At 60.9% G+C, this 14,075-nt stretch carries 11 protein-coding genes and 4 pseudogenes; 10 read left to right on the top strand and 5 right to left on the bottom strand.

What is annotated here, in order from left to right; all coding sequences use genetic code 11:
- Nucleotides 1–125 precede the first annotated feature (125 nt).
- Nucleotides 126–1,502: a S8 family peptidase gene (locus M1R55_RS22040; protein ID WP_249395556.1), complete on the bottom strand. Its 1,377-nt coding sequence runs from the start codon at nucleotides 1,500–1,502 to the stop codon at nucleotides 126–128.
- A gap of 439 nt (nucleotides 1,503–1,941) precedes the next feature.
- On the opposite strand from M1R55_RS22040, the gene M1R55_RS22035 reads away from it, so the two are divergent.
- The gene (locus M1R55_RS22035) at nucleotides 1,942–2,109 is read left to right on the top strand and encodes a hypothetical protein (RefSeq protein ID WP_249395555.1); all 168 of its coding nucleotides are present in this window, start codon (nucleotides 1,942–1,944) and stop codon (nucleotides 2,107–2,109) included.
- Nucleotides 2,110–2,136: 27 nt separating this feature from the next.
- Nucleotides 2,137–2,317, top strand: a pseudogene (locus M1R55_RS32355) (IS6 family transposase); the annotation flags it as partial.
- A 313-nt stretch (nucleotides 2,318–2,630) separates the two neighbouring features.
- On the opposite strand, the gene M1R55_RS22025 reads toward M1R55_RS32355, so the two are convergent.
- The 3 genes from M1R55_RS22025 to M1R55_RS31845 form a co-directional block, all read right to left on the bottom strand.
- Nucleotides 2,631–4,421, bottom strand: a complete 1,791-nt coding sequence (locus tag M1R55_RS22025; RefSeq protein WP_249395554.1) for a bifunctional diguanylate cyclase/phosphodiesterase — start codon at nucleotides 4,419–4,421, stop codon at nucleotides 2,631–2,633.
- Nucleotides 4,422–4,916: 495 nt separating this feature from the next.
- Nucleotides 4,917–6,989 carry a hypothetical protein gene (locus M1R55_RS22020; protein WP_249395553.1) on the bottom strand — a complete coding sequence of 691 codons (2,073 nt, stop codon included), beginning with the start codon at nucleotides 6,987–6,989 and terminating at the stop codon, nucleotides 4,917–4,919.
- A gap of 20 nt (nucleotides 6,990–7,009) precedes the next feature.
- Nucleotides 7,010–7,138, bottom strand: a complete 129-nt coding sequence (locus M1R55_RS31845) for a hypothetical protein (protein ID WP_256566052.1) — start codon at nucleotides 7,136–7,138, stop codon at nucleotides 7,010–7,012.
- Nucleotides 7,139–7,605: 467 nt separating this feature from the next.
- On the opposite strand from M1R55_RS31845, the gene M1R55_RS22015 reads away from it, so the two are divergent.
- On the top strand, nucleotides 7,606–7,797 hold the full coding sequence (locus tag M1R55_RS22015) for a hypothetical protein (RefSeq protein ID WP_249395552.1): 192 nt from the start codon (nucleotides 7,606–7,608) through the stop codon (nucleotides 7,795–7,797).
- A 337-nt stretch (nucleotides 7,798–8,134) separates the two neighbouring features.
- Here the strand turns inward: M1R55_RS22015 and M1R55_RS22010 are convergent, their stop codons facing one another.
- The gene (locus M1R55_RS22010) at nucleotides 8,135–9,331 is read right to left on the bottom strand and encodes a citrate/2-methylcitrate synthase (protein ID WP_249395551.1); all 1,197 of its coding nucleotides are present in this window, start codon (nucleotides 9,329–9,331) and stop codon (nucleotides 8,135–8,137) included.
- A gap of 81 nt (nucleotides 9,332–9,412) precedes the next feature.
- Between M1R55_RS22010 and M1R55_RS22005 the strand changes: the two genes are divergently transcribed.
- The 7 genes and pseudogenes from M1R55_RS22005 to M1R55_RS21975 form a co-directional block, all read left to right on the top strand.
- Entirely contained in the window at nucleotides 9,413–10,456 is a 1,044-nt protein-coding gene (locus tag M1R55_RS22005; protein WP_249395550.1) for a pyruvate carboxyltransferase, read from the top strand.
- Nucleotides 10,453–10,737, top strand: a complete 285-nt coding sequence (locus M1R55_RS22000) for a hypothetical protein (RefSeq protein ID WP_249395549.1) — start codon at nucleotides 10,453–10,455, stop codon at nucleotides 10,735–10,737. Before M1R55_RS22005 ends, M1R55_RS22000 begins: the two co-directional genes overlap by 4 nt.
- 37 nt (nucleotides 10,738–10,774) lie before the next feature.
- Nucleotides 10,775–11,249, top strand: a pseudogene (locus tag M1R55_RS32350) (DDE-type integrase/transposase/recombinase); the annotation flags it as partial.
- A gap of 109 nt (nucleotides 11,250–11,358) precedes the next feature.
- The gene (locus M1R55_RS21990) at nucleotides 11,359–12,537 is read left to right on the top strand and encodes a VanW family protein (RefSeq protein WP_249395547.1); all 1,179 of its coding nucleotides are present in this window, start codon (nucleotides 11,359–11,361) and stop codon (nucleotides 12,535–12,537) included.
- A gap of 182 nt (nucleotides 12,538–12,719) precedes the next feature.
- A complete protein-coding gene (locus M1R55_RS21985; protein WP_249395546.1) occupies nucleotides 12,720–12,884 on the top strand; it encodes a hypothetical protein in 165 nt (54 codons plus the stop codon).
- A 70-nt stretch (nucleotides 12,885–12,954) separates the two neighbouring features.
- Nucleotides 12,955–13,671: pseudogene (locus M1R55_RS21980) on the top strand (IS6 family transposase).
- Between the two features lie 129 nt (nucleotides 13,672–13,800).
- Nucleotides 13,801–13,978: pseudogene (locus M1R55_RS21975) on the top strand (IS6 family transposase); the annotation flags it as partial.
- Between the last annotated feature and the right edge of the window lie 97 nt (nucleotides 13,979–14,075).

The following is a 14,075-nucleotide window of genomic DNA, read 5'->3' as shown; positions in this document are numbered from 1 at the left end:
CCCTATCAATGGCCGAAGTCGAGCGCAGTGTTGAGAGAGGCACTGAGCGGCGCAGCACTCCAATTCTGGGGTGAACATGATAGCGCGCGGCCTTCTTCTGGGGCCGCGCGCTGGTCAGGACTGCCTTAGAAGCCGCTGACGTTTAAGCGGCCACCTGTGACGGTCTTGCCAGTCAGGCTGCTGGTCGCCACGGCGCTGTTCAGGATCGCGTCACGGATGCTGGCAGCAGGAGCGCCAGGATGGGTGCTGGCGTAGAGAGCGGCCGCACCAGCCACATGTGGAGTTGCCATGCTGGTGCCGTTGTAGCTGCTGTACTTGTTGTACGGCACGCTACTCATGATCGCCACGCCGGGCGCGCCAATGTCGACAGAAGTCTTACCGTACTGGCTGAAGCTCGCCAGGGCACCGGTCTTGTCAATGGCGGCCACGGCAATGACAGCGTCGAAGCCAGCGCCAGATCTGGTGTCATAGTTGCTGGGGTAGCTGGCCGTGGTGTCGTTGTTGGTGCCGCTGTTGCCGGCCGCCGCGATGAACAGAATGTTCGCGTTGGCGCCGCGCACGATGGCTTCGTACATGGCCTGCGAGTAGCCGCCACCGCCCCAGGAGTTGTTGGTCGCCACGATATTGAGTCCGTGACGCTTTTTCAGGTCGGTGAAGTAGTCCACGGCCTTAATCGCATCAGCCGTGTTGCCGCCCCGGCGCCCCAAAAACTTGCCGCTGATCATGGTGACATTGTGATTGACCCCCACCACGCCACCATTGTTGGCCGTGCCGCCAATGGTGCCGGCGACGTGGGTGCCGTGGCTGTCGAGGCTGCCGCGCGTGCCCCCATCGTAGACCGTGTTGTCGCTATTGGCAAAGTCCCAGCCGCGCGTGTCGTCAATGTAGCCATTGCCGTCGTTGTCCCGGCCGTCGGCCGGGTCAAAGGGGTTGAGCCAGGCGTTCCCCGTCAGGTCTGGGTGGTCGAACTGGTACCCCTCGTCGATGATGCCAATGTACACGCTGTCATTGCCCACGCTGCCCTTCGTCCAGGCTTCGGCTGCCTGACTGCCAAACGCGTTGGCGGGGGTGCTGGCGTCGCCGGCCATGCCCCAGAGGGTGCCGTCGGTGAAATAATTGTCGCTGGCGGTCGCCTGATGCTGGTAAATCCAGTTCGGCTCGGCAAAGCGCACCAAGGGGCTGGCGTTCAGGGCTTGAACTTTTGCCAGCACACTCTGGCCGTCGGTGATCTGCACGCGCAGCAGTGAAGCGCCGCCCACCACAGCCAGCGTTTCGAGGGACTGCACCCCCAGTGTGCTCAGGGCGGTCAAGCTCTGCGCGCTCAGACCGGCGCCCAGCTGCACAATCACTTCACCCTCTTCAAATTGGCCGGCAGGGCTGACGAGCGCGGCTTCTGAAGCCGCTTCTGGTGCGGCGGCCGTCGGCAAGGCAGCATTGGGAGATTGTCCGCAGGCAGCGAGCAGGGCAGTGAGGGTCAGCAGCAGGGGCAGGGTACGCTTCATAAGGCCTCCAACCACGCCCTTCAAGAAGGGTGTGGGAGATAGATGCAATGGGCCAGACGTCGGCTGGAAGCCGAAGTACGAACCAACGCAGATGAAAATGGTTTGCGAAGTCTATGAGATCACCCCGGCTCTGTCTGTAGCGAGCTCCTTAATCTGATGGCGGTTGTGGGCTGTCTGTTGAAGCTGGTGCAGTCGCAGCGGTTGTGTCGCCTTAAAAGGTCACGATTTCGGAAACAACGGGTGTTCAGGTGTCATTCAGGGTGAACTGATGCTGACAAACTCGGCACAGATTCCGCTGTGTCCCAGTATGGGCATGACCCTTGTTGACGATGGAGACGCCCTCGCACGCTGGACACGTCAGGCCGTTCATGCGTTATTGAACTGCAGTCATTTCTAAGAAGCTACAACTTCCAGAGCAGGAAAAAGCCAGCATCTCATCATGCTCACCGCGGTGTTATGGGGCTTAGCGGGTGGAAGTTCTCTGGTGGCCGGTGCCCTGTTAAGCTTCTTCGTGCCGGTTAAGAAGAACATTGTCGCGCTGATTATGGCCCTTGGGGCGGTTGTGTTGCCTTCACTGGGTTCGGGTAGGCTGACTCTCCAGGACTGACCCAAACCGTATCGTCATCGGTTCCCGCTGGCCATCATCGGGTACGCGGTTTGGCTCTCTCCACCGCTTTCCGCTCAGTGATCAGGACGTTCAAGAACTGATCCACTACCGTGGCACCCTGGTCAGTCATGAGACCCTCCGCGAGCGGTGCATCAAGTTCGGATCCCTCTTTGCAGAGGAACTGCGACACGAGCGAAGTCAGCAAGGATTGGGGCGGCGAAAACGCGCGCAGAAATGTCTGAGTCTGCACGCCCAAATTGAGAATCTTCACCTTCACTCCCGAGCCAGCGTTTCCGCCCCCACCAGAAGAAACAATCAGAAGCAAGCATTCCAGACATGGGGAATGGTTGCGGTAGGGGTGGCCTGAGAATCAGGCCACCCCTGCCCTCCACCTGCTGCGCGGCAAGTTAAGGCAACACAACCCTTCACCGATATCACTTGGGTAAGCACGGCGGGTCACCCACTGATACTGCTGCCATCAGACGCCAACAACCAAACAACGTTCGCTTGACGGACAGCTTCTAGATAGGCTTAAGCCATAGGCGATGGGGTGGCTCAGGTCGATGAAAGAAAAACCCCTGTCCCAACTGGCACCCAAGGGCCTGAAGGATGACCAGTTGCTCTGCCGTTTCAATGCCTTCGGCCACAGCACGCAAGCCCAGGGTATCCGCCAGCGCCAGAATGGCCCTGACGATCGGCTCAGTCGAGGGCTTGGCCTGCAGGTCACGCACAAAGGCCCGGTCAATTTTCAGAGTGCTCAGGGGCAAGCGAGCCACATAATTCAGCGAGGAGTACCCGGCTCCGAAATCATCCAGAGCGATACTGATCCCCATTTCCTGCAGGTGAGCTATACGCTGAGTAGATTCCTCCAGGTCGTGCATCACGACCCGCTCGGTGAGTTCAAGCTCCAGACATTGCGCGGGAAACCCCGTTTCCTGAAGGCAGTGCGCCACCATCTTCACGAACCCCGGCCGCTCAAACTCGACGCTCGACACGTTGACCGCGATCCGCAGATCCGTGTGGCCTAGTTCCCGCCAAGTCTGCCCCTGCTGACACGCTGTCCGTAGCACCCAGTGCCCGATGTCCACGATGAGCCCGGTTTCTTCAGCGACGGGGATGAACTGTCCGGGCGGCACCGTCCCGAGATCTGGGTGAATCCAGCGAACCAGGGCTTCCAAACCGATGATCCGGTGGGTCTGAAGATCATGCTGCGTTTGGTAGTGCACCTCCAGCTGTTGCCGCTCGAGCGCTTGACGCAGGAGAACAGCCAGGTGCAGGCGGTCGGTAGCCTGCTGCAGCATTTCAGACCGGAAGACGCTGTACCCCAGTTTGCGCCGCTTGGCGTGGTACATCGCTGTATCGGCCCGGCGTTGCGCAATCTGGAGATCAGCTTCACCGCTGGCCACCATACTGATGCCCACCGAGAGCCGGACATCAAACGCCATCCCCTCAACCACAAACGGTGCAGCGACCAGCGCCTCGTGAAATTGCCTCGCCAGGTTCACTGCCTGCTCTTCCGTCATTCCGGGAACTGCAACCGTGAATTCGTCGCCGCTGAGGCGAGCGAAGATGGCCTCCGGTTCAAGGCAGCCTTGCAACCGCTTGACCAACAGGCACAACGTCTGATCCCCGGCTTGGTGACCTAAAGTGTCGTTGACGCCCTTGAAGTCGTCTACATCGAGGAGCAGCAGCGCCACTGAAGACGCTGCAGCCGCGGCCTGCAGCAATTCACCGAACAGTCGCCGGTTGGGAAGGCCCGTCAAGACGTCGTAAAAGGCTTGGACACGCAGGGACTCGGTCAGGTGGTGGTGTTCGGTGACAGTGGCGACCAGTGCCCGGGCTTGTTCAAGAATTTCGATGGTGGCTGACGCGAACGATCCGGGTGCCCAACCATACAGCGCGATGGTTCCCAGCACCTGGTGCTGTCCGTTGAGCACAGGCAGGGAGAGGCAGGTTCGCAGGCCGTGGATCAGAACAAGGTCGCGGAAAGCCGCCGTGAACGGGTGGGTCAGGGTATCTTCGATCATGAAAAGTTGCTGGGTAGCGGCGGCGGTGCCGCAACTGCCCTGCCCCACTTCCACGGGCAGTCCGTCGATGGCTGCATTGAATGCAGGCGGTAAACTGGCCCCAGCCGAGACCCACAGTCGCCCGTCCTGAACCAGAAGGATGGAACAGGCGTAGCCAGACAGTTGTCCTTCAAGCATCGCAGAGACAGCCTGCAAAATCTCTTCCAGCGGTTGATGCCGCACGGTCATCTCGAGGATGGCGTTGCGCTGGTCGTCCAGAACCCGCTCAGTCGGAATCGGCTTCATGCACCGGACAGGTTATCTGCGGAAGTCAGGCCAGAAGCAGGGCGCTGGAAGGACATGGCCTCACTATAAAGTTTCCCGCTGAGAACAACGATACCGCTGGTTTACTCGCCTGCTTTCAAGTAGCGGACATCTGGTTGGATTGGGCACCACGTCCTGACTCTGCTCGTCGGTGAACACGATCAGGCGGGAATGCGGGCGGAGGTTCATATGCTTCACCGCTGCGCCCAGCAGGGTGTTGCTGCGGGGACGGCCCAGCGCGTCTCTCAACGCCAACCCGCATCCATTGGGGACAACGTGATGCAGCGGGCAGCCTGAACTTCAGGCTGCCCGTTTGAACGCTCGGCTTGCTTCTTGTTCAGTGGCCAGAATCACGGGGACGGCTATGCACGGCGTACGCCTCTGCCCGACCTCTCCTGTGTAGGAACCCTCTCCCCCTGAGTGGTATCCAAGCAGGTCAAGGGGAGCAGTGGTTTCCCGCTGGGACGCCGCGCGAGATCAGGGCACCGCGGCCGCCGTGACACCATCCGGCAGACGTCCCTGGCCGTAGTCCGTTTGATAGGGGTCATACTCATCGTCTCCCCCCCAAACCCAGAGTGCCCCATCGGGTTTCAACGCCATGAAGTGCTTGGTTCCCACCGAGACGGCCACCATATTGTCCGCGTTCCAGGGTCGTCCCCCATTGCCCCATATGACGAGACTGCCGTCCGCCTTCAGCGCCATTATCACGCCCCTCGTGCGCCCAGACGGATCATCCGCCGACACCTTATTCCCAGACACGGCCACCACACCACTGAGTCCCGGTGGCACGCCAAGCAGTGCCGAGTCGTTCTCCGCCCCCCAGACCACGACTGTTCCGTCCTCCTTCGTGGCCATGCCGAAACCGGACCCAGCAGCAATACCGCTCACCCTCGTCAGATCCAGCGGCACATTGGGCGCTCCAAAATCACTCTGCTTCCAAGCGACCACGTTACCATCGGCCTTCAACGCCAGACTGTAGAACTGCCCCGCCGCGATGGCCACGACCTCACTCAGCCCAGCGGGCACCGTCGACTGGCCAACATAGTTTTCGCCCCAGGCGACGACGGTGCCGTCCTGCTTCAGGGCCAGGCTGTGATCGCCGCCCGCAGAGATGGTCACGACCCCGCTGAGGCCTGCAGGCACCGTCCCACTAGTGCCAAGCATGTTATTGCCCCAGGAGACAACCGTGCCGTCCTGCCTCAAGGCCAGACTGTGGTACCCACCCGCCGAGACCGCCACTACCCCCGTGAGTCCAGCGGGCACGGTCGACTGTCCCCGGTCGTTGAGACCCCAAGCCGCGACCGTTCCGTCCGGTTTTACCACCAGACTGTTGTATGGCCCGGCGCTCAGTGACGTGTACGGCGAGGTGCGGAGGGAGGCCGTGGCCGTCACCCCACACACGCGTCCCTGTACCGTGCCTGTCTGCCGGGCGAGGGGAATCGACGCGACCGGACGAACTAGATCGCGAGTGACACTCAGGACGCCGGGCGTCAGCGAGTTGTAATTCGCCCGGGTGGGGAACGCGATGCCATTGACCGTGAAGATCACACTGGGCTGCGGCTGTGCGCCCCCCAGGACAAGCGGCACAGTCGGCACGTTCATCGTGAGGGCAAGGGTGCCCGGGGTGTTGACCAGCGTGGCGGTGGGCGTCTCACGTGACCCGGCGGTCCGGACGCGGCACACCACCAGGCTGTCTTTCGCCACGGCAGAGGGCGTCAGGTCAGGGCCCAGCAGCGTGCGGATCCTCGCGCCTGGAATCTTGGCTGCTCGCGCTTCCACCGCTGCCTTGCCCGCGGCGTCCTGTTCCGTGAGGCTCTGCGTCACGGAGGTGATGCTGTTGGTCGCGGCCGTCATCAGCAACTTGAACCGGAACACGTCTTGTTCTTTGGTCGGCTGGATGGGGAACGAGAGCGCGAACGTCACCTGGCCGGTTTCCCCCGCGGGAATGGTTCGGCTGCCCGTGCTGCTGGTGGACACAAAGCCATAAGGCAGCAGGTCGTACGTGGCGTCATCCAGCTGCACCTGGCGCTCCAGGCTGTCGAGTTCACCGCCCGGGGTGTCATCGAAGACCTGGAGGTTGGCGATGTTCTGGTCCAGCACGAGCTTGGTGCCGGAGATGTAAAAGGGTTGGGTCGGGAGAATCTGCGGGGCCAGACTGGACGCCGCGGGCGTGCCTCCGAAGGTCGTCATGGACGTGATGGACGTCCCGCCGATGGTGGGGGTCGTGCCCTGGCGATACACGGCGACGAAGGTCAGGTTCTGAAGGTCCATGGTGCAGTTGTTAGTGAGGGGGTAGATGGTCTGGATGTAGCGCTTCGTTCCGTAATCTGCGGCGCTCTTGGTGAGTTTTGATCCCAACACCACACAATTTTGGTCGGTGAGGGCCTGCCCTAAGAGCCCCGGGACGGCGGTGGCAGTGAGCGAGTCGCCTTCACTGAACTCCAGTTCAAACAGCCCCGGGGTGGATGCCTGCGGCAGAGAGGTGGGCGGGGCACCACAGGCGGTGAGGGCCAAGACGCTCGACAACAGGAGAAACCGGAAGGACGTCATGAAGCTTCGGTGGTGGATTCTTAGGAATGATCGGGGTTAAATAAGGGATGAACGGTCTGACGTGTCCAGCGTGTGTGGGCGTCTATATCGTCAAAAACGGTCACGCCCATATCGGCAAACAACGGTATCTGTGCCGCGTATGCCGACATCAGTTCACCCTGAATCACACCCGAACACCCGTTGCTCCCGAAACAGTGACCCTGGTGGATCGGTTGCTCTCCGAACGGCTGTCTCACCGGGGGATTTGCCGCGTTGTTGGGGTCAGTCGGAGCTGGTTTCGCCGCCACCCCCAAACCCTCATCAAGACCGTACCACACAGCATCGAGCTTGAATTTCCTGTCGCAAAAAAAGTGTACGCACTCCAGCACCAGCGCAACTGGTGCTGGAGTGCGACGAGCGATGCACCTTTGTGGCGCAGCAGACAAAGAACAGCTGGATTTGGCTCCCTACGACGCCCCCGCCCTCGCTCCGGTTGAGAAGGGGGTTTCCCCTTACCCTGCGCCGCTGCACTCGCGTGACCTGATACCTGTCAAAGGAGAATAGGGTGACTCATTCGCCTACCCCCTGGACGTCCCTGTCAGACAGCGATGAGTCCCCTGCGCTTAGGCTGCGGGACATGCCCTTCCACACACTCCATGTCCACCTGGAACAGCTCAAGCAAGACCTTGAAGAGCACCTTCCTGCGAATTGTACCGTGTACGTGGAAGGCTGGCCAGCAGAGAAGCCGGATGTCGTGACCGTGACTGTCAAGACGTATCAGGTCAACACGGCGATGATTGGGGGGTCAAGTTGCCTTTTGTGGCACTGAAATGGGAACAGAAAACACAGCAACAAGTGACTGAGGACGTGGACGCGATCGTTCAGGCGGAACTGGTGAGGGGGTTACCGCCCAAAGGCGCTGAAGGTTTCACACGGCGCACACTGCACTAACAGATGCCCCCGCCTCAGCTTCGGCTGGATGGCGGGGGCGTTTTTTTGGCTTCATCGATATAGTCCAACACTATGTTTTGAACACCAGCTTCATCAAAAGAGTGGTCTCCCCACAGCCAGTCTTGCTGTAGCCTGCACCACGACCAAGCCACAGCAGATCCATCACCGCGTCAGGGCGTTGGCAGACTTCCACAGAATTCTGGAGTAGGCGCTGCTCAAGGGGGTGGGACGCCCACATACTTCGCGCGGGGACGGATCAATTGCCCCCCTGCTGCGGACTCCATCGCGTGCGCCAGCCACCCCACAGTTCGCCCCAGCGCGAAGAGAGCGATGCTGCGCTCTGCAGGGCCACCTACGATCCTAGCCACGAGCGCCAGGGCCAAATCCACATTCGGGAGTTCGCCCAGTTCCCGTTTCACCTCCGCACATAAGTCGTGCGCCACCTGGAGGGCAGGCAGGTCGGGAGACGTTGCCATCACCTGATCCAGCAAAGCCTGGCCCCGTGGGTCGCCTTCAGGATAAAGCCGATGCCCAAAACCGGGCGGGCGGCGAAAGCGCCTCATCACGCTTGAGAGGGCGCGGGCAGCCCCTTGTCGCTCCGCCAAGTCCAGCAGTTCAGAACACAACTCGGTTCCTAAACCGTGGCGCACTCCTTGCAGGGCGCACAAGCCTCCCAACGCTGCGTGGTGCAGGCCCGCGCCACTGGAGGCAATGCAGCGGGCCGTGAAACTCGAAACGTTGAGTTCGTGATCCGCCGTCAGGATCAGAGCCCGGCGCAACAGGTCGGTGTGCAGGGGCGCCGCTCCCCACGCACGCCCCAAGCGTTCATGCAGCGCCAGATCCGGCGCGCCGGGAATCCCACGGTGTCGCTCCACGACCGCAAACAGCAGCGACAAGACCCGCGCGGCGTTGCCCGGCTGGGCTCCTGGGCGGGCATCGCTGGCCTGCAGGTCACGTGCTCCTGCATGGGTCAAGGCCTGGGCAAAAGACTCCAGCAGGCCACTCTCTGGACTCTGGGGGATCAGGGCCAGGTGGGCACGCAGCGGCAGGGCGATGGCCCGCAATTCACCCGTCCACAACAGGGCCGCGACCTCTTCGAAGCTGCACTGCTCTGCGAGGTGCACTGCATCGTATCCCCGGTAATAGAGCCGTCCTTCGGTGATCAACGTCAGCGCCGATTCCAGCACTGGGACGCCCCAGTTCAGCGCGCCTTGCACCGTCTTCTCGGGATCGCGGCGCTCTTCTTTGCGCCGAACCAGAGTGTCCACGTCTTCTCCGGAATAGCGGCGCTCCCGCGTTTTGCCCTGAGTGGGTTCGGAGCGGATCAGGCCGCGGCTGACATAGGCATAGAGGGTGGCCCGGTTGACGCCCAGACGTTCCGTCGCTTCGGCCGCAGAGAGGGAGTGGGACATGGCTCCATTCTAAGCTTGATTCTGGAATCAAGATTGACCTTCATGATCAAGTCGAGCAGCATGCTGGCAGGAGGTCAATCCATGACACGCATTGAGGATGTGCCGCTTCCCCAGCTCTTTCCCGAGGCTTACCCGGCAGAGCGTTTCCCGCAGTTCGTGTGGACGCAGCGTCCGGCCACCTTGCCTGCCCAAGCCTGGACAACGGAAACCACCCACCGCGATGGACAGCAGGGTGGCCTGCCGCTGACAGTCACGCAAGGGGTGCAGATTTACGACCTGATGTGCGCGTTCACCGGGGCCAGCGGGGCCATCCGGCAAGCCGAGTTCTTTGTGTACCGTGCCTCTGACCGTCAGATGTTGGAAGCCGCGCTGGAACGCTTCCGGGGCGGCGCGCCCGTGGAACCCACCACCTGGATCCGTGCCAGCCGTAAGGATGCGGCGCTGGTGGGGGCGCTGGGCGTGAGGGAAACGGGCATGCTGGCGAGTGCCAGCGACTATCACACCTTCTATAAATTCACCCCGGGAGGCCGGTCTCAGGCGGCGCGAACGTACTTGGAAGCTGTCGAAGCCGTGCTGGGCGCGGGCCTGAGGCCTCGCCTGCATCTGGAGGACGCCACCCGCGCGCCGCGGGAGTTCCTGCTGCCGTTTGTAGACGCCGTGGTGGAGTTGGCCGCCCCGTATGGCGAGGCCGGGCGACCCAAATTCCGCCTCTGCGACACGATGGGGCTGGGGTTACCCTACGAAGGTGTGGCGTGGCCGCGCAGTGTTCCCGGCATGGTGCGTGAGGTGCTGGCCCTGGGCGTGCAAGGTGAGGACTTGGAATTCCATCCACACAACGACACCCATCTGGTCGTGGCCAATTGCCTGGCGGCGGTCATGGCCGGCTGCGGGGCCATCAACGGCACCCTCTTGGGAAAAGGCGAGCGAACGGGCAATGCACCTCTGGAAGGCGTCTTGCTTCAACTCTTGGGCATGGGCTATTTCGTGGATCAGGCGCCTGATTTCACTCAGCTCAACGCGCTGGCCGAGCTCTACGAAGGGCTGGGTCAGGGGGTTCCCGCCAAGTCCCGTTGTACGGCAAAGACGCGCACCGGACTCGGGCAGGCATTCACGCGGACGGGTTGAACAAGTTCTGGCCGATGTACGCGCCCTTCGACGTCCCAAAACTCTTGGGGCGACCGTTAGAGCTCAGCCTGACCAAGGACAGTGGGTTGGCCGGGTTGATCTTCCTCATCAAGGGGCACACTCAAGTGAAATTCCACAAGGATGATCCTCGCCTTCAGGGACTGCACGCGCAGTTGAATACGGAGTTTGAGGCGGGACGTCAGACGGCGGTGGAGTGGGAAGAAATTGCAGGCCGTGTTGAGCTGCTGCTGGAGGGAACCCACGTGAGTTCCCCAGGTTAGTACTACAGTTGCAGTTAAGAGCGTTAGCATGAGGCATGTCTGTACGAGCGTCGATGGCGTCCGACATTGGCTCTGGAGAGCAGTGGACGAGCACGGAGCCGTGCAGGGCATCACGCCCCAGCGGCACCGTGATCCCGAGGCCGCAACAACCTTCCTGACTTGCCTCCTGGGTGAATACGGTGTCCCAGAGGTCATTCATACCGATGGGCTGCGGAGTGACGGAGCTGCGATCCGGGAGATTCCGAGCCTCGTCGATGTCGACCACCAGCAGGTGATCTCCCCAGCCCGCTGTCATCACTTGACCTGACAATCTCACCGTCCGACACGGTGCCACGAGCGACATCAGCAGGGATACAAACGGAGGAAACGTGCGCAGAAATTTCTGAGCCTACATGTGCGAACCTCTGAACCTCCACCTTCATTCCCGCACCAGCGTTTCCGCCCAGACCAGACGAGATCATCAGAGACAAGCGTTCCAGACGTGGTCAGCGGTCGCGGCAGGGGTGGCCTGAGATTCAGGCCACCCCTGACCTCCCCGTACCCGGCCCCCAATTAAGGCAACACAACCGTCCCGCCCGTCCACCCTCACGCCTCGTCAGATGCTCGCCCCTAGCCTGAAGTATGAAGCGCTTTCTTCTGCCTCTCCTGACGCTGGCCCTTCTGGCACCAGCGCAGGCGGCTCAGTCCAGTCAAGCCCAGCCGTTCAAGCTGATTCTTAAGGCCAGTGAACAGAAAATTCACAAAGGCAAAGTCACCCGCCATCTGGTCGTCAAGTCCTGGACCTTACCGTCCTCAGGCATCGCGGCGAGCAAAAAATACCGCAAGGTCAGTACCACCCTCACGCCGATGCTGAACCAGATCGAAAGGCAGGTCAACGCCCGCAAACCTGAACCGGCCGTGTTCCGGAATGTCAGAGGACGCTGGATCGCGACGGATCAAACCGGCTGGCTGTTTGACCGTGACCGCACCAAAGCCAACCTCCTTAAAGCCATCCGGAGCGGGAAGGGCCAGGCGCAAGTGGCGTTTAAGGTGCTTCGTCCGCAGCGCAGTGTAGCGGTTCTCGCCAAGCGTGGAGTCCGGTCGCACGTTGCCTCCGGCAGCAGCAGTTACGCCGGTAGCCCGTCATTCCGCGAGCGAAATGTTCTGGTCGGCGCCAGCAAGCTGGACAACTTCTTTATTGCGCCAGGCCACGAGTTCAACTTCAACGAGGAGGTTGGGCGGATCGACGCCAGCACCGGTTTTGTCAAAGGCTTTGTGATCACGGGCGGAACCCTGGAGAAAGAGGACGGTGGTGGGATCTGCCAGGTCAGTGCCACCATTTTCCGGGCACTCTACAAGGCTGGGCTGCCCATCACCGAGCGTCACGAGCACAGTCACCGCGTGAAGTATTACGACCCGGTCGGTTTCGAGGCGACCGTGTACGCTCCTGCCAAAAACCTCCGGATGAAGAACGACACGGGTGCTTACCTGATGATCCAGGCAACTTGGAACACGGCAGCCAAGACGGTGCGTTTCGATGTCTTCGGGGCCAATACCGGACGGACGGTAAACATCAGCAGGCCGTCGATCACCAGCTTCAAGGCGCCTAAACAGCCGAGTTACACGGCCGATCCCAATGTGGCCTTGGGCTCGCGGCGCCTGCTTGATACGCCCGCTCAGGGCATGACCAGCGTGATTCGGCGAACCATCAAGATCAAGGGCAAAGTCATCAGCACAGACACCTTGAAAAGCAGGTATGAGCCCTGGGGTGCGGTCTATGGTGTCAACCCCAAGGATAAGCGCCTGAAATCCAGACTCTGAAGCTGACCGCCTGACAGCCGGTTTCATTGATTGTATCCGCCGCATCAACGCAAACGGCGCGGCGTACTTCGGTCAGCCCGTGACCAAGTCATCGATCAAGCTCAGCAAGTTGGGTCATCGTTGAAACACCCCGCGTCGTTCCCGGCTTGCAATTCTGCGCGTGCGGGCACACAGTGACGCGCATGACCAAAAAAGCAGCGAAAGCCCCCGCGAAGAAAGCCACCGCCAAAGCGGCACCCATCGCCGAAGCCGCACGCGAGAACACTCAGGTCGCCAAGACCCAGCTCATCGAGAAGGTCGCCAACAAGAAGGGGTCACTTCAAGATTGGCGCGCCCTACTGTGCTAAGACCCACATAATCCCTGCAACATGTGCCAGGGCTGTGTTGCCTGAACTATGTTGGGGAGGCCGACCCGCCGTGACCGACCTCAAACCCTATCGCCACCGATTTCCGATAGCCACCATCCAACATGCCGTCTGGCTCTATCACCGTTTTTCACTGAGCTACCGAGACGTCCAGGAATTGCTGCACCAGCGCGGTATTGAGGTCAGTCACGAAACCTTGCACGAATGGTGGATCAAGTTCGGCTCCCTCTTCGCTGAAGAACTTTGCCACCGCGAACCCCATCGGGGTTCGCGGTGGTACCTGATTGATGTCTGTAGGAACGTGGCTGGTGTCCGGCATTGGTTATGGCGTGCGGTAGACGAGACGAACACGGCTTTGTACTCGATATCCTCCTTCAACGGCACCGCGGCTGAGGAGCTGCACAGATCTTCCTGATCAGACTCCTGGGAGAAGACGACGTCCCAGAAGTCATCCATACCGGGGCAGCTTCGCAGCTCCGGAGCCGCGATCCGGGAGATCCCGAGCTTGGTCAACGTCGACCATCGGTACGTGATCTCCACGGCACGTTGTCACACTATCGTCGAGCAATCTCACCGCCCCACACGGCGTCAAGAAAGACAACAACAAGGATTCAAGCAGCGAAAACGTGCGCAGGAATTCCTGCGTTTACACGCCTGCATCGAGAATCTTCACCATCACACCCGCACCAGCGTTCCCGCATTGACCAGAAGAAATCATCAGAAGAATGCGTTCCAGACGTGGTCAACAGTCGCAACAGGGATGGTCTAAATCTCAGACCACCCCTGCTCTCCGTCTGCCGTGACGCCGGGTAAGGCAACACAACCGTCGGACTACCTCTACTGCTACAGCCTGAGCGGGCAAACCGGACAGGAGGTCGAAGCGGCGACAGAGGCGGGCATGGCTTCTCCCCACCGCCACCGTTTCCCGCTGACGATCATTCAGCATGCCGCAAAAGCTATGCCACCGTTTTCCCCTTAGCTATCGGGACGTCCAAGAATTGCTCCACCAGCGCGGCATTGAAGTCAGTCATCAGACCCTGCGCGAGTGGTGCATCAAATTTGGATCCCTCTTTGCTTAGGAACTGCGTCACTGGGAACCCCGACGGGGTTCCCAGTGGCATCTGGACGAGCGTGGCAGGGGTGGTTTGATCCTTAGACCACCCCTGTTCTCTG

Source organism: Deinococcus sp. QL22 (assembly GCF_023370075.1).
Classification (GTDB): Bacteria; Deinococcota; Deinococci; order Deinococcales; family Deinococcaceae; genus Deinococcus.
Note: the sequence above shows the minus strand (reverse complement) of the source record. Positions and strands in the feature narration are given on the sequence as shown.